The following is a 19,860-nucleotide window of genomic DNA, read 5'->3' as shown; positions in this document are numbered from 1 at the left end:
CCGCCCCGACTTGACGACCCGCACGCGCCGCGCCACGCCGCTGGACCATGGCCACGCCCCCCGCCCCCAAGACCGCCACAGCCGCCCGGCCCCCAGCCAAGTCGGAGACGCGCGAGACGCTGCGCTTCCTGCTGATCCTGGCGCTGGTCGTCTTCATCTTCCGCAGCTTCGTGCTGGCGCCCTTCTCGATCCCCTCGGAATCGATGCTTCCGCGCCTGTTGATCGGCGACTATCTGTTCGTGTCCAAGTGGAACTACGGCTATTCGCGCTGGTCGCTGCCCTGGGGGCTGCCGCTGATCCCGGGGCGGGTGTTCGGCTCCACCCCGGCGCGCGGCGACGTGGTGGTGTTCCGCTCGCCCGATCCCGACAGCCATGACGTCATCAAGCGGGTGATCGGCCTGCCCGGCGACACGGTGCAGATGCGCGGCGGCCAGCTCTTCCTGAACGGCAAGGCGATCCCCAAGATCCGCGTTGCCGACTTCACGGTGAAGCTGACGCCCAATTTCGACACGCGCCACTGCGATCCGCAATTCCAGGACACGCTGCCCGACGGCACGGCGATCTGCCGCTATCGTCGCTATCGCGAGACGCTGCCCGACGGGAAAAGCTATTTCGTGCTCGACCAGCGCGACATTCCGGAGGCGGACGACACCGGCGTCTATATCGTGCCGGCCGGCAACGTCTTCCTGATGGGCGACAATCGCGACGACAGCGCCGACAGCCGGTTCGCGCCGCCGGTCGGCATGGGCTATATTCCCGTCGAGCGGATCGAGGGCAAGGCGATGGTCACCTTCTTCTCGACCGATGGATCGGCCGAATGGATCAAGCCCTGGACCTGGGTGACGGCGACGCGCTGGAACCGGATCGGCGAGGGCTTCTGACCATGTCGAACGACTGGCTGGCGGCGCTGTTCGGCGCCGCCCCCGCCGACCCCACCCCGTTCGAACGCGCGCTGACCCATGGCAGCAGCCAGTCGGGCGCCAATTATGAGCGGCTGGAATTTCTGGGCGACCGGGTGCTGGGCCTGGTCATGGCGGAATGGCTGTCGGAACTGTTCCCCCGCGAAGCCGAGGGACAATTGTCCAAGCGCTTCAATGCGCTGGTCACCGGCGCCGTCTGTGCGGCGGTGGCGCGCGAGCTGGGCGTGCCGGCGCATCTGCGGCTCGGCAAGCAGGCGCGCGACGATGGCGCGAGCGACAGCGACAATGTGCTGGGCGATGTGATGGAGGCGCTGATCGGCGCCTATTACCAGGCCGCCGGGCTGGACGCGGCGCGCGCCTTCATCCGCCGCGCCTGGGGCGACCGGGCGCGGCGCGAGGCCAAGGTGCCGCAGCATCCCAAGTCCGCGCTCCAGGAATGGGCGGCGGCCAACAACCGCAAGGCACCCGAATATCGGATCGTGGAACGCTCCGGCCCCGGCCATGCCCCGCGCTTCACCGTGGCGGTCGCGATCGGCGCACTGCCCGAGGCGCAGGCGAGCGGCAGCAGCAAGCAGGAGGCCGAGACCGCCGCCGCTCGCGCGCTGCTCCAGGCGCTGGGCGGCTGATCCAACCGGATCGGCAGGCGTCGCGCCGGAATTTGGCCGCAAACGGTTCCTTAACCGATCGGCAAGGCTGATCCCGGTTGATGGCGGCATGAGAACCGATGCCGCGCTCCGCATCCTGTCCGATCATCAGGACCGCATCCTCGCCCAGATCGCGAGCGACCGCGCCCTGTTCGACGCGGAGGGCGAGGCCGCGCGGCCCGCCCTGTCGCAACGGCGGTGGATATTGACGCGGCTGCTGCGTGAATATCAGTTGTTCAAGCATGTCGAGCTGTTCGACCCCGCGCTGGCCGGCAACGACCGGCTGGGCGTCGCCGCGCGGCTCAAGATGCGATGCATCGCGATCGGCGAGCGTTTCGCGGCCTATCTCGCCTGTTGGACCAGCAGCGCGATCGACGGCCATTGGTCCGACTATGCCGCCGCCACGCTCCGGATGTTCGACGCGCTGGACCGGCATGTCGAGCAGGAACGCCGCGCCATCGAGGCGATGCTGGCCGGGGTGGAACGGATCGAGCGGCCGCGCGCCCGACCGCCCTGCCCGGCCCGCGCGCCTCAGGCGCGGCCGGCGGTCCAGTAGCTTTTCTCCTCGATCAGCTCCGATTCCAGGGCCTGGTTGATCCGCCGCTTGATCGCCGCGCGCTCGTCATTCTTGTGATAGACGGCGCGGGCCAGCGCCACGAAGGCCGATCCGAATCGCGCCCGCGCCTCCTCGGCCCGGATATCGTCCTCGATCTCCCACAATTCGGCGTTCACGCGGCGCAGATCGGCCACCAGCGCCGCCACCTCCTTCTCGCGCAGCGCCGCCGCGCCGACCGAACGCAGCGTCTCATGTTCGCGCAGCACATTGGCGCGCGCGCCCTCGGCGGCGATGCGCTCGCGCTTGATGTCGAGGATCGTCAGCTTGTCGAGCAACTCGCCCCAGGACATGGGGACGGACGGAACGGCTAGGCTAGCCATGCGACAAGGCTCCTGCGGAGTGGAGGGGCGGCGAGATCGGCGCGGACGGCGGCGAGGACGGACGACCAGTCCCCGCGCGCGACCTGCGGATAGAGGCGCATCGTCGGATACCAGGGCGTGTCGCGCCGGGCCGGGTCCCAGCGCCAGTCTGGCTCGGCCTTGAGCAGCAGCCAGGTCGATCGCCCCAGCGCCCCCGCCAGATGCGCGATCATCGTGTCGACGGTGACGACCAGATCGACGCCGGCGACCAGCGCGGCGGTCGCGTCCATGCGCGCTTGCGCTACTTCCCGGTCGACCTGGCGGGGGTGCTGGACGAGATCCGCCGCATCCCCGGCCGCTATGCGATCGTCGGCGTCCCCTGTTTCATCAAGGCGGTGAACCTGCTGCGCGCCGCCGACCCGGTGATCGGCGAGCGGGTGACGCATCTGCTCGGCCTGTTCTGCGGTCACATGAAGAGCGCGCGCTTCGTCGACAGCATCGCCTGGCAGCTCGGCGTGCCGGGGGACGCGGTGCGCGCGGTCGAATATCGCCGCAAGGACGGCGATTGGGGCGCGGGCTTCTTCCAGGCCTCGGCCTGTAACTGGTGCGACGATGTCGTCGCGGAGACGGCCGATATCGCGTTCGGCGATGCCTGGATCGAACCCTATAGTGCGGACGGGCGTGGCACCAACGTCGCGATCGTCCGCTCGCCCGCGCTGCGAGACCTGATCGCGGCCGCCGTGACGGACGGTCGGCTGGCGCTGTCGCCGGTCGATGCCGACTTCATCGCCGGGACCCAGGCGGCGGGGCTGCGCCAGCGACGCGAGGGGCTCGCCTATCGCCTCGCCTGGCGACCGCCGGCCGGCGTGGCGATCCGCAAGCGGGTCGCGCCCTCCCGCACCGGCCTGCCGTGGCGGCGGCGGCTGGTCTATCGCACCCGCTTCGCCATCGCCCGCTGGAGCCACCGGATGGCCCGCATGGCGCAGGTGACAAACACACCCGGCCTCTACGTCCGCTGGGCCGGGGCCGCGCTCGCCCTGTACCAGGGGCTGATCTACCATCGTGGCCACATCGGCCGGTGGTTCGACCGGCTGGAGGGCATAAAGCCGCAGGACGACTGATTCTTTTTCGGAACCCCCGCCCCGTCCGGGCCCTTCTGCTCCTTCCCCCGCTTCGAGAGGATCGTCGCCTGTCACAGTCGCAGCCCGCCCCCGAACCCATACTGCCGGTCGCGGAGATCGCCGCCGCCCTGACCCAGCGGCTGGCGGAGGGAGACATCCTCTATGCGGTGGCGGACGACGTCCGCGCCATCGCGCTGACCCGCGCCCTGTCGATCGCCGCGCCGGAGGCGGAGGTCCTGTTCTGCCCCGGCAGCGACGCGCTGCCAGGCGAAGCCGCGCCCGCCTCCCCCGCCAATGTCGGGCAGCGGGTGGCGGCGCTCGGCCGCCTCTATCGCCGCACCCAGTCGGGAGAGACGCGCCCCGTCGCCTGCATCACCACCGGCGAGGCGCTGGCCCAGGCCTATCCCGAACCCGCCGCCTTCTCCGCCGCACCACCGGTGGTCGAACGGGGCGCGACGGTGGACCTGGAGGCGCTGTTCGGGGAACTGACCGGGATCGGCTATGTCGCGGACGAACGGGTCGACGAGCCGGGCGAGGTCGCGCTGCGTGGACAGGTGCTCGACATCTTTCCCGCCGATTCGCTGGAGCCGCTGCGGATCGAGGCGGTCGAGGGCCGTATCGAATCGCTGCGCTGCTTCGATCCAACCGACCAGCGCACCATCGGCACCGTCGAGCGGCGCGAGCTGGGCCGCGTGTCCGAACCGGATCTGTCGGGCAAGGGCATGACGCTGGCCGACCATCTGCCCGACGCCCGGATCGGCGTGGAGCCGGCGGCGGAGGAACGGCGTACCCGCTTCCTGGCGCTCGCCGCCGATGCCGCCCGCCGCCGCCCCAAGCGTGCCGGTGCCGATACGGTCAGCGACGCCCGCTGGACCCGGGCGGTCGGCGACCGCACCCTGCCGCCGGTCGAACGCTTCGCCGAACCGCCGCCGCGTTTCGTCGAGCGCAAGGCGCCGTTGCGCGCCTTCGCCAAGGCCGCGCGCGACGCCCTGGACGCGGGCGAGCGGCTGGTGCTGCTCGGCAGCCCGCGCGACGTGCGGTTCCTGCGCCGCCGCGTCGCCCGCACGTTGAAACTGGCGGTGACCGATGTCGATTCGTGGCAGGCGGTGCGCGATGCGGAACCGGGATCGCTGCTCGCCCTGCCGCTCGCCGCCGATCGCGGTTTCCATTGTGACGGCGTGCTCGCCGTCGCCGCCGCCGACCTGCTCGGCAGCCGCGCCGAGCGCGACGACCAGGACGCCGCCACGGCCGACTCCGCCCTGTTCGACTATGGCGAGATCCGCGTCGGCGATGTCGTGGTGCACGAGGATCACGGCCTGGCGATCGTCGCCGGGCTGGAGGCGCTGGCGGAGACGGGCGGCGACGCCATCGCGCTGACCTATGCCGATGGCGGGCAGCGGCTGGTGCCGGTGGCGGAGGCGGACCGGATCTGGCGCTACGGCGCGGATGCCGAGGCGGTGACGCTCGACCGGCTCGACGGTGCGAGCTGGCACAAGCGGCGCGGCGCGATCGACGCGGCGGTGGCGGAAAGCGCCCGCGCGCTGACCGACCTGGCGGCGGAGCGCGCCAGCCGCACCGCACCGGTGCTGGAGCCGGACCCGGCGGCCTATGAGCGTTTCGCCGCCGGCTTCCCCTATGGCGAGACGCCCGACCAGGCGCGCGCCATCGCGGCGGTGCGCGCCGACCTGGCGAGCGGCCGGCCGATGGACCGGCTGGTGATCGGCGATGTCGGCTATGGCAAGACCGAGGTGGCGCTCCGCGCCGCCGCGCTGGCCGCGCTGGCCGGCCGCCAGGTCGCGATCGCCGCGCCGACCACGGTGCTCGCTCGCCAGCATCTGCTGAGCTTCACCGAGCGGCTGGAGGAGAGCGGCATCGCCGTCGCCGGCCTGTCGCGCCTGACCGGCACGGCCGAGCGCAAGCGGGTCAAAGCCGGCCTCGCCGATGGATCGATCCGCGTCGTCGTCGGCACCGGCGCGGTCGGGGCCAAGGGCGTGACCTATGCCGATCTGGCGCTGGTCATCATCGACGAGGAACAGCGTTTCGGCGCGGCGGACAAGGCGCGGCTGCGCGATCTGTGCGCTGGCCATGTCCTGACGCTGAGCGCCACGCCGATCCCGCGCACGCTTCAGACCGCGCTGATCGGGCTGCAACAGCTCTCCGTCATCGCCACCCCGCCCGCGCGCCGCCAGCCGATCCGCACCAGCGTCGGCGCATTCGACCCGGCCACCCTGCGCACCGCGCTGCTCCGCGAGCGGAGTCGCGGCGGGCAGAGCTTCGTCGTGGTGCCGCGCATCGAGGATATGGGACCGATCGCCGAGAAGCTGGCGCGCGCCGTGCCGGAACTCGAGATCGTCCAGGCGCATGGCAAGATGCCCGCCGCCGATATCGACGAGGCGATGGTCCGCTTCGCCGCCGGGGACGGCGACGTGCTGCTCGCCACCAATATCATCGAGGCGGGGCTCGACGTGCCGCGCGCCAACACCATGGCGATCTGGCGCGCCGACCGGTTCGGCCTGTCGCAGCTCCACCAGTTGCGTGGCCGGGTCGGGCGCGGCGCGCGGCGCGGCCAGGTGCTGCTGCTGACCGATCCCGATGCCAGCATCGCGCCGCGCACGCTGAAGCGGCTCAAGACGCTGGAGGCGTTCGACCGGCTGGGCGCGGGCTTCGCGATCAGCGCGCGCGACCTCGACATGCGCGGGGCGGGCGACCTGCTGGGCGAGACGCAGGCCGGGCATATGAAGCTGATCGGCATCGACCTCTACCAGCATCTGCTCGAAAGCGCGTTGCGGACCGCGCGCGGCGAGACGGTGGAGCGCTGGAGCCCCGAACTCAATCTCGGCATCGACGGGCGGCTGGCCGAGGCGTGGATGCCCGAGCAGGAACTGCGCGTCACCAACTATGCGCGGCTGGCGCGGGTCGAGGACATGGCCGGGCTGGATGCGCTGGCGGACGAATGGGAGGACCGGTTCGGCGAACTGCCCGATCCAGTGCGCCTGTTGCTGGCGATCGCGCGCATCCGGGTCGCGGCGCACGGCGCCGATATCGCCCGGATCGATGCCGGCCCCGCCGCCATCGCCCTCACCCCCCGGCATCGGCCCGACTCCATCCCAGCGGGGCTGGTCGAGAAGAACGGCCGCCTGCTCCTGTCCGAGCGGATCGACGATCCGCACGACCGACTCGACCGGATCGAGGCGCTCCTCGACGGCTTCGATCCTCCCCAACCGAAAGGCGCATCATGACCCCCAAGGCGATCCTGTTCGACATCGACGGCACGCTGGTCGACAGCAACGACGCGCATATCCTAGCCTGGGAACGCGCCTTTGCCGAGGCGGGGCACAGCTTCGACCGCCAGACCATCCACGACCAGATCGGCAAGGGCACCGACATGCTGGTCCCCACCCTGCTGCCCGACAGCGACGATGCCGAGCAGGAGGCCCTGGGCGAGGCGCATGGCCGCATCTTCCAGGCGGAGCATCTGGACGCGGTGCGCGCCTTTCCCGGCGCGCGCGACCTGATCGCGCGGGTCCATGGCGATGGCCGGCGCGTGGTGCTCGCCTCCTCCGCGTCCAAGGTGGAACTCGACCATTATATCGCGCTGATCGACGTGCACGACCTGATCGACGCCAGCACCAGCGCCGACGATGTCGAGCGGACCAAGCCTGCGCCGGACATCTTCGCCACCGCGTTGCAGTCGGTCGCGCCGCTGCCGCCCGAAGCCGCGATCGTGCTGGGCGACACGCCCTATGACATGGAGGCGGCGACCAAATGCGGTATTCCGGCCATCGGCCTGCGCTCGGGCGGCTTTTCCGACGCGGCGCTGACTGGAGCCGGGGCGGCGGCGATCTATGACGATGTCGCCGCATTGCTCGCCGATTACGACGGATCGCTGCTGGCGGCCTGAAACGGCCCTTGCGTCCTGCGCCCATCCAAGGCCTAATCCGCAGACGAGGGAGATGCCGCATGATCGCCACCGTCGCGCAGGACCGATTCTCGATCGTCACCATCTTCGATTCGGAGGGGCCGCCCCCCGCCTGGCAGCGGATGTTCGGCTGGCCCTCCAGCGGCGCGGCGCATTTGCCGATTCGGTCGGCCGAGGATCGCACCATCTGGGCCGCCAAGCTCGACCGGGTGGTGCGCGACGCCGACCGCGCGGTGTTGCTGGTCGCGGACGGCATCGGCTGCGCGGCCAGCGCCTGGTGGGCGCGATTGTCGCCGACCGATTATGTCGATCGGATCGCCGGCGCGCTGCTCTTTCCCTCGGGCGAGGTCGCGGACAGCGGCTTCGCCGCTCCGCGTACCCGGCTGCCCTTTCCCTCGCTGATCGTGCGACCGGGCGATGCCGCCGCGCCTGCTGCCGAGACGGCCGAATGGGGCAGTCGAATCGTCACCCGCCATCGCCAGCCCGGTCGCGCCAGCGGCACCGCGCCTTGGCACAATGCGCAGCGCCTGTTCCAGCGCCTGACCCGACAGATCGTCGAGCAGGATATCGCCCGCGCACAAGCACGCTTCGGCGGGGGATGATCGGCCGGGCGGGCGTCGCTAGACCAAATCGGCCGTCCGGCTCGCCCCCAGCCGATGCACCGGCTCCGGGCTCTGGGTCCGCGCCAGCGTCTCGAATCGGTTGCCCATCACGCGGATCTCGTTGAATCCCGGCGGGCTGTTGCGCGTCCGCTTGGACAGGGTGCCCGCACCGATCATCCGGATCGTCCGCCCGGCCCGCTCGACAGGAATGTCGAACGGGTCGTGGACATGGCCCGACAGCACCGCATGGGCCCCCGCCGCCGCCAGTTCCTGAAGCGCCTCCTCACCGCGATAGGTACGCGCCGTGCCCTTGGTGCCGCCCTCGATCAGCGGATGATGCGCGGCGACGAAGATCAGATTGCCCTTGGGCGCGTCGGCGATCAGCGCCAGCGCCCGGCGCAGCGACGAGCGGCCGACATAGCCCTTTGACCAGTTCATCCGCCATTGCGCGCGCGCGATCGTCTTCAGCGGCACGATCGTCACGCCGGACAGGGCCAGCGGCCGCTCGATCATCCGTTCGATCGCGGCATAGCGGCTATAGGGTGCCAGGAAGCGCCGGATCGGGTCCCAATAATAGGGGATGTCGTGATTGCCGATCTCGACCGTCACCGGCGCGGCCAGACTCTTCAGCCAAGCGCCGCCCGCCTCGAACTCGTGCGTACGCGCGCGCATCGTCAGGTCGCCGGTCATGATCACGGCGTCGGGCTTCTCCGCCGCCACCCGCTCCGCGAACCAGGTGATGGCGGAGGGGTCTTCCTTGCCGAAATGGACGTCGCTGACGTGGAAAAGTTTGGTCATGGGCGACCCTTTCCGATGGCGGCCGCGCCGGTCAAGGCAGGTCGGCGAGATGACGGGGCTGATGGATCGGGCAGCCGTTGAACCGCCCACGATACTCCGCCGAGAAACGATAGGTCTCGCGCCGCGCGCGGTTGACGTTGCCGAGCGGCTGATGCGCGACGATGCCGTTCCAGATATTGTAGGACAGCGCATCGTCCACCGGCTCGGACGCTCCCTCCGTCCAGCTTGCCTGCGGCTCGACGGACAAGGTCGCGACCGTCAGGAACGGGCTGTCCGCCTCCTTCCATTCGACCGTCGCGTCCTCGATCGGCATCGTCTCCAGGTCGCGGTTGAGCTGGACGCGCAATTCCCAGCGGCCGCCCTGCCCGGCCAGCACTGCATTGACCTCTTCGCGCAGCGCATCCGGCCGGCCGCGCGTCGAGACGACCTCACCGGTCAGCCGGGTCAGCGCCGGGCTGACCGGGAACAGCGCCAGCTTCGCGATGTAATCGCCGAACCGGTACGGCGTCGCCGAGAAATAGGTCTCGCCCAGCGGATGCGTGTTCGGCGCGCCGCCCATTTGCTTGAGCGTCGTCGAGGGCAGGCCGATCGCCTCCAGCGGGGCTTCGACCGCACGCAGGAGGTGCGAGAAGACCTTCTTCGCCCCTTCCGCCTTGTCGGTCGTCGCGGCGAGCAGTTTGAGGTTCTTGGCGAAGGCCTTGGCGTCCGGCGCGGCGAAGACCGGGCCGTTGACCATGATGAAGTCCTGCACCGTGTCGCCCTCGGAGCCGGGCAGGCGGTCGCCCTCCACCCCCAATATCTTGAGCGCCAGCCCACGCGGCAGGCCGATCTCGTCGTCCAATATGTCGCCGGGATTGGTGGAGATGCGAAAGATCGCCTCATGGTCGCCGGGCTTGGCGAACAGCCCCTGCGCCAGTTCCGGCGGCAGGCCGGGATGCACCGTCAGCGTGCCCTTCGCGATGCCATGCGCCTTGGCATGGACCGAGCGGACGGCGTGACCATAATCCCGGGACGTGGTGTCGAGGATGTGGCGGAAGGATTCCTTCAACCGGTCGACCACCTCCCCCTCGTCCGGCTGTACGTCCTCGACATCGGGCGTGTAGCGGGTCGGGGCGTTGAGGGTCATGACCGGTATCTCACTTGCGAAAAGGATGGCGCTACAAACCCTTTGCCGATCCAGGTCGTTCCATCGCCGCTATCCCATCATGCCGGCATAATCACCGGGCGGCGTGGGCAGCGTCAGCCGCGCGGCCAGCCCGACGATCAGGACCAGTATCAGCACGGCCGCGCCGCCGCGCAGGACGCGCCGGTCGACCACGCTGCCCGGCGGAAGGGTCGACATGGCAAGGGCGGTCGCGATCATCGGCCAGAGATGATAGCGCAGGTCCGACGCGATGCTGAACGCGGCGAAACTCGCCTCCAGCGCCAGCGCCGAGACCAGCAGCGCGCGCGGCAGCCGCAACTCGGGATCTTGCGACCGGCGGGTCGCGGCCAGCATGGTCGCCGCCACCACGATCCAGACGATCGGCCATCCCGTCGGCCAGTCGGACAGCCAGCCCGCCAGCCTTTCCCAGGCGACCGCCGCCCGGCCCGGCTGCGCCAGCCCCAGATCGTTCGCTTCGCCCCCCAGCGGCGGCGCGGCGTTGATCCAGCCGGCGGGCACCCACCAGCGCATGGTCGAATTGAGATGCGCCAGCCGCTGCGCCAGATAGGCGAGCGGGTGCCGCACGGCCGCCTCCGCCAGCATCGGATAGATCCGGCTGGACGGCAGGGCGAACAGCCGGCTGGCGATGCCGGCGCAGCGGCTGTCGTCGTCCAGCGGGTCCCAGAAAAAGGGGCGGACGCAGTGACGCGCGATCAGCCCCCGCGTCTCCGCCGGGGTGAAGCCGATCGCCGCCTGCGGCCCGACGCGCACCGCGATGCCGGCAAGATCGTAGAGCGGCTGGGTGGCGGTGACGCGACTCTCGGTCGCCCCCAGCAGCCGGTGGTTGATCGCAGGCGACAGCGCCAGCGTCGCCGCGACCAGCCCGACGCCGAGCAGGATGCGCGACCGCGCCGAGCGGAGCGGCACCAGCATCGCGATCAACGGTGCCACCGAGAACACGGCATTGGCCCGTACCAGCAGCGCATAGAGCAGCAGCACCGCGGCCACGCCGATCGCCACCCGCCTTTGCCAGATCGCCGGCCGGCCCGGTGCCGCGACGATCAGCCCGACCGCCGCCAGCAGCGCGCCCAGCATCTGCGCGTCCTTCAGCACCACCGCCTGCCAGCCCAGAAAGGGCGGCCACAGCCCGATCAGCAGCACCGCCAGCGCCGCGCGCGGCCGGCCGAGACGGCGCATCCGCCCGGCGATCAGCCCCAGGCCGAGCCCGTAACCGGCCATCTGCAATGCCAGCAGCGGCCCCGCCCCGCTGCTCAGGTAGAGGGTCAGCGACCAGAGCCGCGCCATGACCGGTGGATGCCAGTCGTCATAGCGACCCGACAGCGGCTGCGCATATTGCACCACGCTGTCATAGGTCGCGATTCCCGGCCAGAAGACCAGGACCGCCGCCAGCACCAGGCCGGCGGCGAGCAGGATCGGCCCGGTGACACCGGGCCGATCTGGATCAGATGTGGATGGCGCGGCCATAAGCGGCGAGCACGCTTTCGTGCATCATCTCGCTCAGCGTCGGGTGCGCGAACACCGTCTGCATCAGCTCGGTCTCGGTCGTCTCCAGCTGGCGGGGCGACGACATAGCCCTGGATCAGCTCGGTCACTTCCGCGCCCACCATGTGCGCGCCGAGCAGTTCGCCGGTCTTGGCGTCGAACACCGTCTTCACGAAACCCTCGGCCTCGCCGAGCGCGATCGCCTTGCCGTTGCCGATGAAGGGGAACTTGCCCACCTTCACCTCATGCCCCGCCCCCTTGGCCTTGGCCTCGGTCATGCCGACCGAGGCGACCTGCGGACGCGAATAGGTGCAGCCGGGGATGTTGCCCTTGTCCATAGCATGGGGATGGACATCCGTGTTGCCGGCGAGCTGCGCGATCTTCTCGACCGCGATCACGCCCTCATGGCTCGCCTTGTGCGCCAGCCAGGGCGCGCCGGTGACGTCGCCGATCGCCCAAATGCCATCGACATTGGTCTTGCCATAGCCGTCGGTGACGATGTGGCCGCGCTCGGTCTTCACGCCCAGCGACTCCAGCCCGATCGTCTCGGTATTGGGGACGATGCCGATCGCGACGATGACGTGGCTGTACTCGGCCTCGGTCACCTTGCCGTCCTTGCCCTTGATCGCCGCCTTGACCGCGTTGGCGCCGCTCTCGATCTTCTCGACGCCGGCACCGGTCAGGATCTTGATGCCCTGCTTGGTCAGCGCCTTGTCCATGAAGGCCGAAACCTCCTCATCCTCGACCGGCAGGATGCGCGGCAGCATCTCGACGATCGTAACGTCCGCACCCATGTCGTTGTAGAAGCTGGCGAACTCCACGCCGATCGCGCCCGATCCGATGACCAGCAGCTTGGTCGGCATCACCTCCGGCACCATCGCGTGGCGATAGGTCCAGACGCGCTTGCCGTCCGCCTTGGCGAAGGGCAGGTCGCGCGCGCGCGCGCCGGTGGCGACGATGATGTTCTTGGCGGCCAGTTCGACCGTCTTGTCGCCCTGCTTGACCGTCAGCTTGCCCTTGCCCGCCAGCGTGCCGACGCCCTCGAACACCTGGACCTTGTTCTTCTTCATCAGGCCCTTGACGCCGGCATTCAGCTGGCCCGCCACCTTGCGGCTGCGGTCGACGATCTTGGCCAGGTCGAAACCCGGCTTCTCGCACGACAGGCCGTAGGATTCGGCATGGGTCATATAGTGATAGACTTCCGACGTGCGCAGCAGCGCCTTGGTCGGGATACAGCCCCAGTTGAGGCAGATGCCGCCCAGCCGCTCGCGCTCGACGATCGCCACCTTCATGCCGAGCTGCGAGGCGCGGATCGCCGCGACATAGCCGCCCGGGCCCGAGCCGAGAACGATGAGGTCGAAAGTGTCTGCCATGATCTGATCCCGTTTGGGCCGGTCGCCGCGCGGTGCGGCTGGGCCGGGCCGATGTTGATAGTCCGTCCGATGCGCCCCTGCCCCAGCGTCGTGGCGCAGCGACCGCATCCACCCCGTCAGGCGGTAAGTCTCAGGCCCCGGCGACCATGGGAGGCACGCGGCGCGGCTGGCGATCCTCGCCGATCGCGACGAACACGAAGCGCGCCTGGGTCACCATATAGGCCTCGTCGCTGTGCCGGCCGCGTCGCCATGCCTCGACCTCGATCGTCATCGACGTGTTGCCGGTCGCGACCAGCGTCGCATAGACCGACATCTCGTCGCCGATCACGACCGGGCGGTGGAACTTCATCCCTTCCGCCGCGACGGTGACCGCGCGGCCGCCCGAATGATGCGAGGCGACCGAACCCGCCGCCAGGTCCATATGGCCCATCAGCCAGCCGCCGAAGATATCGCCATAGGGATTGGCATCGGCGGGCATGGCGGTGACGCGGATCGTCGGCGGGCGATCGGGCAGCATCGTCATGCGCCTTCTCCCCGTCGGTCAGGCGCGGCCCGGTCGAGCCGGATCGCGCGGCGCAACGGGGTCAGCCCCATCGCCACCGTCGCGACCATGCCGCCGATCCCGCTCCACAGGATCGGCTCGCGTCCCAGCGGATAGGCCCAGATCGCGGCATGGGTCAGCAGCCCCGCCATCACCAGGCCGGCAACGATGAAGAAGATTTCGATCAGCGTCCGCCGGCCCACCGTCCCTTGTCCTTCCATCAGCCTCAGGCCAGCATCCCCAGCGGATTCTCGACCAGCTCCTTGAACACCTTCATCAGCTCGGCGCCATCGGCCCCGTCGATCGCGCGGTGGTCGAAGCTGCCGGTCGCCGACATCACGGTCGCCACGGCGAGCTGGTCGTCGATGACATAGGGACGCTTCTCGCCCGCGCCGATCGCCAGGATCATGCCCTGGGGCGGGTTGATGACCGCCTCGAACTGCTTGATCCCGAACATGCCCATGTTCGAGATGGAGGCGGTGCCGCCCTGGAATTCCTCGGGCTTCAGCTTGTTGTCGCGGGCCCGGGCGGCCAGGTCCTTCACCGCGGTCGAGATGGAGGACAGCGAGCGCGTGTCCGCCTCGGTCACGATCGGCGTGATCAGGCCCGAGGGCGTCGACACCGCGACCGAGATATCGGCGCGCTTGAAGCTGATCAGCTGGTCGGGCGTGAACATCACGTTGCACTTGGGCACCGCCATCAGCGACACGCCCAGCGCCTTCACCAGCATGTCGTTGACCGACAGCTTGACGCCGCGGCTGGCCAGCGACGCGTTCAGCTCGCCGCGCAGCTTGAGCAGCGCGTCGAGGCGCACGTCCACCGTCAGGTAGATGTGCGGCACCTGCTGCTTCGATTCGGTCAGGCGGCGCGCGATCGTCTTGCGCATGTTGCTGAGCTTGGTCGCCTCGTGCGGGATATCCGGCACGGCGGCGGGCTTGGGCGCGGGGGCCGGTGCCGCAGCGGCGGCCGGTGCCTCGGCGGCGGGCTGCGTCGCGGGCGCGGATGCGGTCTTGGCGGGGGCAGCGCCCGGCTTGGCGGCCTCGACATCCGCCTTGACGATGCGGCCGTTCGGACCCGAGCCGGTCAGGCTGGACAGGTCCAGGCCCTTCTGCGCGGCGATGCGGCGGGCGAGCGGGCTGGCGATGGCGCGGCCATTGCCGGTCCGGCTGCCCGAATCGTCGGACAGGGCGGGCTTGCCGTGATCCTCGGCCTGCTCGACCGTGCGGTCGAACGGCTTGGCCTCGCTGCCGGTCTTGTTGGGATCGGTCGGGTCGGTCGGCATCGGCTTGGCGGGGGCGGGCGTTTCCGACTTGGTCGGCGCCTGCACCGACGCGGCATCCTCGCCCTCCTCGGCCAGGATCGCGATGACGGTACCGACCTTCACATTGTCGCTGCCCTCGGCGATCAGGATCTTGGCGATCACGCCCTCATCCACCGCCTCAAACTCCATCGTGGCCTTGTCCGTCTCGATCTCGGCCATGATGTCGCCGGATTTGACGGTGTCCCCTTCCTTCACCAACCATTTGGCAAGCGTGCCTTCCTCCATCGTCGGCGAAAGCGCGGGCATCTTGATCTCGATCGACATGAAGGTCCTCAAGGCATTCCGTAGCGGCGACCGTCTCTTGCCGCGTCAGGCCGCCGGGTCAAGCCCGACGCCCCTTGCGTCGCATCCGTCCAAGCCCCACACCCTGGCCATATGCGCATCTATCTGGTGGTGGTCGACGACAGTCCGGAGGCGGAGATCGCCTTGCGTTTCGCCGCGCGTCGCGCCGTGAAGACGGGCGGCGGCGTCAATATCCTGTCGATCCTGCCGCCGCAGGAATTCATCGCGTTCGGCGGCGTGCAGGCGACGATGGAGGCGGAAGCGCGCCAGCAGGCCGAGGCGGTGGTCGGCGTGGCGGCCGGCGCGATCGTCCGCGAATCGGGCCTGCGCCCCACCATCACGGTGCGCGAGGGCGACGCGCCCAAGGTGATCCGCGAGATCATCGACGCCGATCCGCAGATCGCCGCGCTGGTGCTGGGCGCGGCCCCGACCGGTGCGCCAGGCGTGCTGATCAGCCATTTCGCCGGCACCGATGCGGGCGCGCTGCCGGTGCCGGTCATGATCATCCCCGGATCGCTGACCCCAGAGCAGATCGACCGGCTGAGCTGATCCGGCGGAAGGCGGCCCTGATCGCAACGACTTGAGCGTCGGATCAGGCTGCGGCATGTCCTGGTCCCATGCCCATCCTCCTCGCCCTCGCCGCGGCCGCCGCCGCCGCCGCGCCCGCCCCCTCCCCTGCCCCTTCCCCCGAGCGCCTCAAGGCCGATGTCGCCGCGATGGTCGGCTTCGGGACGCGGCACACCGCCTCCACCACCACCGATCCGAAGCGGGGCATCGGCGCGGCGCGCGACTGGGCCGCCGGGCGCTTCGCGGAGATCGCGCGCGGCTGTGGCGGGTGCATCACGGTCGAGCGGATCGAGCGGAGCTTCACCGGCCCGCGCGCGCCGACCGGCGTGGTGGTGCAGGACGTGCTGGGCATCCAGCGCGGCCGCGATCCCGACCGGGTGGTGATCGTCGGCGCGCATATCGACAGCCGCGTCACCGACGTGATGGACGCGACCAGCGACGCCCCCGGCGCGAACGACGATGCCTCGGGCGTCGCCCTGGTGCTGGAGGCAGCGCGCATCCTGTCGCGCCGGACGTTCGACGCGACCATCGTCTATGCGGTGTTTTCCGGCGAGGAACAGGGCTTGTGGGGCGCGACGCTGCTGGCGGACACGGCCAAGGCGCGCGGCTGGCAGGTGTCAGCGATGCTCAACAACGACATCGTCGGCAACACCATCGGCCAGGGCAATGTGCGCGAGTCGCGCTGGGTCCGCGTCTTTTCCGAGGGCATCCGCTCATCGGAGGACGAGGCGCAGCAGATGGTCCGACGCGGCAATGGCGGCGAGGATGACGGCCCCAGCCGCGCGCTCGCCAAGGCGATCGACGGCGTCGCGACGCGTGGCCGGTACGGGCTCGACGTGTTCCTCGACCGGCGGCCCGACCGATTCGGGCGCGGCGGCGATCACGAGCCGTTCCTGAAGCTCGGCTATCCGGCGGTGCGATTCTCCGTCGCCAACGAGAATTGGGACGCGCAGCATCAGGACCTGCGCACCGAAAAGGGCGTGGTCTATGGCGACACGATCGACCGGATGGACTTCCCCTATCTGGCCAAGGTGACGGCGATCAACGTCGCGACGCTCGCCCGGCTGGCCGGCGCCCCCGCCGCGCCCGCCAGCGTGACGATCTCGGGTGCCCTGTCCCGCGACACCCAGGTGAGCTGGCCGGCCGTGCCGGGCGCGACCGGCTACCGCGTCCATTGGCGGCGCAACGACCGGACCGACTGGACCGAGAGCCGCGACGTGACCGACACCAGGACGCTGCTGGCGCAGGTGCCGGTCGACGATCACGTCGTCGGCGTGTCGGCGCTGGCGGCGGACGGGTCGGAGAGCCTGGTCACCTTCGGCGGCCGCTGACCGCGCGACGCGGACGGCGCGGCGGCGACGGATCGGCATAGATGTCGGTCGTCATGGTCGTCGTCCCGTCGTCCGCCGCGCGCGTCCGGGAACCGGTCGCCGCGGTCGTGGTGGTGACGGTCGCGCCGGGCGTCGCATCCCGCCGGCCGGAGCGCACCTCGGGCAGCGGTGGCGGTGCCAGGGGTGGCGGCTCGACCGGCTCGCCCCGCCAATCGAGCAGCACGACGACCGGCGGCACGGGATAGCCGGCCTGCCCGCCCGGCGGAGGCGGCGGTGGCGGTCCGGCCTGCTGCGCCATCGCCGGGGTGGCCACCAACAGCGCCATCAGGCTCCAGCATTTCCCCTTCATGCGCCTCATCCTGCGATCCCGTTGCGACGCAGAATTGTAACGCGCCCGCGGCACGGGGGAAGCGCGACGGCGGTCCCGATCCGGGGCAAGGAACCGCCAGTCGCCCCGCAAACGGCGGCGTTCAGAGACGCGTCGAGAGCAGCGCCGCCAGCGCCTCGCAGCCAGCGGCATCCTCCGCGTCGAAGCGGCCGGGTTCCGGGCTGTCCAGGTCGATCACGCCCAGCACCGCGCCGTCGCGGAGGATCGGCACGACCAGTTCGGACCGGCTGGCCGCGTCGCAGGCGATATGGCCGGGAAAGGCGTGGACATCGGCCACCACCTGCGTCTCGCCGCTGGCGGCGGCGGTGCCGCACACGCCCTTGCCGAGCGGGATGCGGATGCACGCCGCCTTGCCCTGGAACGGCCCGAGCACCAGCTCGCCCGCGACCATGCGATAGAATCCCGCCCAGTTCAGGTCGGGCAGATATTGCCACAGCAAGGCCGAGGCATTGGCCATGTTGGCGACCGCATCGGCCTCGCCGGCGGTCAGCGCGTCGAGCGCCGCGTGGAGGTCATGATAGAGGTCCGCCTTGCTGCCGGACGAAATGTCGAACTGGTACATCCCACCTATCTAGGGACCGGCACGAAGGACCGCCAGCCGGTCAGTCGCGCACCCGGCCGCGCCCCGCCTTGACCGCCGAGCGCCGCGCCTTGCCCTCGACCCGGCGGGTCTGGGAGGCGCGGGTCGGCTTGGTCGGGCGGCGTTTCTTGGGCACGATCGTCGCCTCGCGGATCAGCTCGATCAACCGCTCGCGCACCTCCTGCCGGTTGAGCAGTTGCGAGCGCGCGCCCTCGCTGCGTAGCACCAGCACGCCGTCGCGGGTCAGCCGCGATCCCGCCAGCACCGCCAGCCGCGCCTTCACCGCATCGGGCAGGCTGGGCGAGTTCGCTACGTCGAAGCGCAGCAGCACCGCGCTGTCGGTGGTGTTCACATGCTGCCCGCCCGGCCCGGAGGCGCGGGTATAGGATTCGTGCAGCTCGTCGCTGTCGATCCAGATCGCGCGGGTGACGGGAATGCCAACCATCGCGGTTCAACCCGCCAGGACGGGCCAGGCTCCGAATCGCTCGGGCAGCGGCGCGGTAGCCGTGATCGGGTCCTTGCCCGGCCGCTGCACGACCAGTTCGGCGGCGTGGAGCAACATGCCCTGCCCGCCCGCCTGGTTCGCCGCCACCCGGCGCGCGCGGCCATAGACGGGGTCGCCGACCACCGGCACGTTCAGGCCGCTGGCGGCGTGGACGCGGATCTGGTGCGTGCGCCCCGTCTCCGGCCGGAACTCGACCAGGGTGCGGCCATCCTGTTCCGCCAGCGCGCGCCAGTGGGTGCGCGACGCCTTGCCGGCGGGATCGCCGACCATCCGCCAGCCCGACTCGGCGCTGCTGACCTTGGCGAGCGGCAGGTCGATCAGGCCGTCGCCGGTCACCACCCCGTCCAGCACCGCCAGATAGCGTTTCTCGACCGTCCCATTCTCGAACGCCTGCTGGAATCGCGCCCCCGCCTTGGGATTGCGCGCGAGCAGCAGGCAGCCGCTGGTGTCGCGGTCCAGCCGGTGCACCGGCGTCGGCCAGCGCTGGAAGCCGAAGCGCAAGGATTCGAGATGGTTCTCCAGGCTGATGGTGCCGTCGCGCGGCGGATCGACGGGCAGGCCGGCGGGCTTGTCGATGACGAGCGCCTCGCCGTCGATGAAAAGGATACGTTCGGGGTCCATGACTGCGGTCCTTGCCACCGCCGTGACGCCCATGCCAGAGGCGCGCGGCCATGCTCGCCTTTCTGCTCGCCCAGGCGGTGACGCCCGCCGCCCTGCCCGCCGTCGATCCGGTCGCGACGGACGGACGGCTCTACGGCCATTTCCGCTATGGCGACGCGCCGCCGGGCGACCTGGTCGCGGCTCCGCCCGGCTTCGGCATCCACGCCTGCATGCTCCGGCGCGAGGTGATCCCCGACCTGACCCGGCTGATCGCCGCCGCCGACGCCGCCCTGGGGCCGGGCGCGATCCGCGGCCTGTCCTGCCACCGCGGCGTGCTGCGCCAGGGCAGCGTGTTCGCGCGGGGCGGCGCGGGGCCGACCGCGGCGGACCGGGCGATCTCGGTCGCGCCGCCGGGGCATAGCGAGCATAGCACCGGCTTCGCGCTCGACTTCGCGGTGCGCCCCTCGCACGGCTGTCCCGATGCGGAGGCGTGCATGGCCGCCACGCCGCAGGCGCGCTGGCTGCACGACCATGCGCCAAGCTATGGCTTCGAGCTCAGCTTTCCGCCGGGCAACCAGCAGAATGTGAAATGGGAGCCGTGGCACTGGCGCTGGGTCGGCACTACCGCCGCCACGCCGGGCGCGGCGCGCGCGCGCTTCCTGTTCGCCAGGGCGCGTGCCAGCTACCCGGCCGATCCGGGCATCTACCCGCCGCTCGACCTGCGCCTGAGCAGCCAGCCCGCTCCGCCCGTCCGCGCCTCTCCGCCGCCGACAAGGAAAAAGCGGCGTCGCTGAACCAGCGCTTGC

22 protein-coding genes and 1 pseudogene are annotated in these 19,860 nt (G+C 70.5%); 10 read left to right on the top strand and 13 right to left on the bottom strand.

Translation table 11 applies throughout. The annotated features are described in order from the left end of the window. The first annotated feature begins 47 nt into the window (after positions 1 to 47). The 3 genes from lepB (at position 48) to QE452_RS01385 (ending at position 2,120) form a co-directional block, all read left to right on the top strand. On the top strand, positions 48 to 881 hold the full coding sequence (gene lepB / locus QE452_RS01395) for a signal peptidase I (RefSeq protein ID WP_309658365.1): 834 nt from the start codon (positions 48 to 50) through the stop codon (positions 879 to 881). A 2-nt stretch (positions 882 to 883) separates the two neighbouring features. After that, on the top strand, positions 884 to 1,546 hold the full coding sequence (gene rnc / locus QE452_RS01390) for a ribonuclease III (protein WP_309658364.1): 663 nt from the start codon (positions 884 to 886) through the stop codon (positions 1,544 to 1,546). Positions 1,547 to 1,634: 88 nt separating this feature from the next. Next, complete coding sequence (locus tag QE452_RS01385) at positions 1,635 to 2,120, top strand: hypothetical protein (RefSeq protein ID WP_309658363.1); 486 nt, start codon at positions 1,635 to 1,637, stop codon at positions 2,118 to 2,120. Here the strand turns inward: QE452_RS01385 and QE452_RS01380 are convergent. Further along, positions 2,096 to 2,500 carry a DUF6165 family protein gene (locus QE452_RS01380; protein ID WP_309658362.1) on the bottom strand — a complete coding sequence of 135 codons (405 nt, stop codon included), beginning with the start codon at positions 2,498 to 2,500 and terminating at the stop codon, positions 2,096 to 2,098. The two genes, QE452_RS01385 and QE452_RS01380, sit on opposite strands and share 25 nt — an antisense overlap. Beyond that, on the bottom strand, positions 2,488 to 2,769 hold the full coding sequence (locus QE452_RS01375; protein WP_309658361.1) for a glycosyltransferase family 9 protein: 282 nt from the start codon (positions 2,767 to 2,769) through the stop codon (positions 2,488 to 2,490). The genes QE452_RS01380 and QE452_RS01375 overlap by 13 nt, the downstream gene beginning before the upstream one ends. A 6-nt stretch (positions 2,770 to 2,775) precedes the next feature. On the opposite strand from QE452_RS01375, the gene QE452_RS01370 reads away from it, so the two are divergent. The 4 genes from QE452_RS01370 (at position 2,776) to QE452_RS01355 (ending at position 8,121) form a co-directional block, all read left to right on the top strand. Continuing rightward, the gene (locus QE452_RS01370; protein ID WP_309658360.1) at positions 2,776 to 3,600 is read left to right on the top strand and encodes a Coenzyme F420 hydrogenase/dehydrogenase, beta subunit C-terminal domain; all 825 of its coding nucleotides are present in this window, start codon (positions 2,776 to 2,778) and stop codon (positions 3,598 to 3,600) included. Between the two features lie 101 nt (positions 3,601 to 3,701). Beyond that, positions 3,702 to 6,839, top strand: a complete 3,138-nt coding sequence (locus tag QE452_RS01365; RefSeq protein ID WP_309658615.1) for a helicase-related protein — start codon at positions 3,702 to 3,704, stop codon at positions 6,837 to 6,839. Continuing rightward, the gene (locus tag QE452_RS01360; protein WP_309658359.1) at positions 6,836 to 7,501 is read left to right on the top strand and encodes an HAD family hydrolase; all 666 of its coding nucleotides are present in this window, start codon (positions 6,836 to 6,838) and stop codon (positions 7,499 to 7,501) included. The genes QE452_RS01365 and QE452_RS01360 overlap by 4 nt, the downstream gene beginning before the upstream one ends. Before the next feature lie 59 nt (positions 7,502 to 7,560). Beyond that, entirely contained in the window at positions 7,561 to 8,121 is a 561-nt protein-coding gene (locus tag QE452_RS01355) for an alpha/beta hydrolase (protein WP_309658358.1), read from the top strand. 18 nt (positions 8,122 to 8,139) lie between these two features. Here QE452_RS01355 and QE452_RS01350 read toward each other — a convergent pair whose 3' ends face one another. The 7 genes and pseudogenes from QE452_RS01350 to QE452_RS01320 form a co-directional block, all read right to left on the bottom strand. Continuing rightward, complete coding sequence (locus QE452_RS01350) at positions 8,140 to 8,919, bottom strand: metallophosphoesterase (protein WP_309658357.1); 780 nt, start codon at positions 8,917 to 8,919, stop codon at positions 8,140 to 8,142. 31 nt (positions 8,920 to 8,950) lie between these two features. After that, the gene (locus tag QE452_RS01345; protein WP_309658356.1) at positions 8,951 to 10,045 is read right to left on the bottom strand and encodes a catalase family protein; all 1,095 of its coding nucleotides are present in this window, start codon (positions 10,043 to 10,045) and stop codon (positions 8,951 to 8,953) included. Between the two features lie 69 nt (positions 10,046 to 10,114). Next, entirely contained in the window at positions 10,115 to 11,476 is a 1,362-nt protein-coding gene (locus tag QE452_RS01340) for a hypothetical protein (RefSeq protein WP_309730485.1), read from the bottom strand. Positions 11,477 to 11,525: 49 nt separating this feature from the next. Further along, positions 11,526 to 12,939: pseudogene (gene lpdA / locus QE452_RS01335) on the bottom strand (dihydrolipoyl dehydrogenase). Between the two features lie 130 nt (positions 12,940 to 13,069). Further along, on the bottom strand, positions 13,070 to 13,462 hold the full coding sequence (locus QE452_RS01330; protein ID WP_125994886.1) for an acyl-CoA thioesterase: 393 nt from the start codon (positions 13,460 to 13,462) through the stop codon (positions 13,070 to 13,072). Continuing rightward, positions 13,459 to 13,683 carry a hypothetical protein gene (locus QE452_RS01325; protein WP_309658353.1) on the bottom strand — a complete coding sequence of 75 codons (225 nt, stop codon included), beginning with the start codon at positions 13,681 to 13,683 and terminating at the stop codon, positions 13,459 to 13,461. Before QE452_RS01325 ends, QE452_RS01330 begins: the two co-directional genes overlap by 4 nt. A 23-nt stretch (positions 13,684 to 13,706) precedes the next feature. Next, positions 13,707 to 15,065 carry a pyruvate dehydrogenase complex dihydrolipoamide acetyltransferase gene (locus QE452_RS01320; protein ID WP_309658352.1) on the bottom strand — a complete coding sequence of 453 codons (1,359 nt, stop codon included), beginning with the start codon at positions 15,063 to 15,065 and terminating at the stop codon, positions 13,707 to 13,709. 111 nt (positions 15,066 to 15,176) lie between these two features. Between QE452_RS01320 and QE452_RS01315 the strand changes: the two genes are divergently transcribed. Together QE452_RS01315 and QE452_RS01310 are read left to right on the top strand one after the other, a co-directional pair. Next, on the top strand, positions 15,177 to 15,632 hold the full coding sequence (locus QE452_RS01315; RefSeq protein ID WP_309658351.1) for a universal stress protein: 456 nt from the start codon (positions 15,177 to 15,179) through the stop codon (positions 15,630 to 15,632). Positions 15,633 to 15,700: 68 nt separating this feature from the next. Further along, on the top strand, positions 15,701 to 16,981 hold the full coding sequence (locus tag QE452_RS01310) for a M28 family metallopeptidase (RefSeq protein ID WP_309658350.1): 1,281 nt from the start codon (positions 15,701 to 15,703) through the stop codon (positions 16,979 to 16,981). Here QE452_RS01310 and QE452_RS01305 read toward each other — a convergent pair. The 4 genes from QE452_RS01305 to QE452_RS01290 all read right to left on the bottom strand — a co-directional run bounded on the left by QE452_RS01305 (position 16,962) and on the right by QE452_RS01290 (position 19,075). Continuing rightward, positions 16,962 to 17,339, bottom strand: a complete 378-nt coding sequence (locus QE452_RS01305) for a hypothetical protein (RefSeq protein ID WP_309729491.1) — start codon at positions 17,337 to 17,339, stop codon at positions 16,962 to 16,964. The two genes, QE452_RS01310 and QE452_RS01305, sit on opposite strands and share 20 nt — an antisense overlap. Before the next feature lie 112 nt (positions 17,340 to 17,451). After that, positions 17,452 to 17,931, bottom strand: coding sequence for a GAF domain-containing protein (locus tag QE452_RS01300; protein WP_309658348.1), 480 nt, complete (start codon positions 17,929 to 17,931; stop codon positions 17,452 to 17,454). A gap of 40 nt (positions 17,932 to 17,971) precedes the next feature. Next, a complete protein-coding gene (gene arfB, locus QE452_RS01295) occupies positions 17,972 to 18,394 on the bottom strand; it encodes an alternative ribosome rescue aminoacyl-tRNA hydrolase ArfB (protein WP_309658347.1) in 423 nt (140 codons plus the stop codon). Between the two features lie 6 nt (positions 18,395 to 18,400). Then, positions 18,401 to 19,075 carry an RNA pseudouridine synthase gene (locus tag QE452_RS01290; RefSeq protein WP_309658346.1) on the bottom strand — a complete coding sequence of 225 codons (675 nt, stop codon included), beginning with the start codon at positions 19,073 to 19,075 and terminating at the stop codon, positions 18,401 to 18,403. Positions 19,076 to 19,125: 50 nt separating this feature from the next. Here QE452_RS01290 and QE452_RS01285 point away from each other — a divergent pair, with 50 nt between their 5' ends. After that, the gene (locus QE452_RS01285) at positions 19,126 to 19,848 is read left to right on the top strand and encodes a M15 family metallopeptidase (RefSeq protein ID WP_309658345.1); all 723 of its coding nucleotides are present in this window, start codon (positions 19,126 to 19,128) and stop codon (positions 19,846 to 19,848) included. Positions 19,849 to 19,860 lie beyond the last annotated feature (12 nt).

Origin of the sequence: Sphingomonas sp. SORGH_AS_0438, assembly GCF_031453475.1 — a bacterium.
Classification (GTDB): Bacteria; Pseudomonadota; Alphaproteobacteria; order Sphingomonadales; family Sphingomonadaceae; genus Sphingomonas.
The sequence above is the reverse complement of the archived record's forward strand: the minus strand, read 5'-3'. Positions and strand labels throughout refer to the sequence as shown.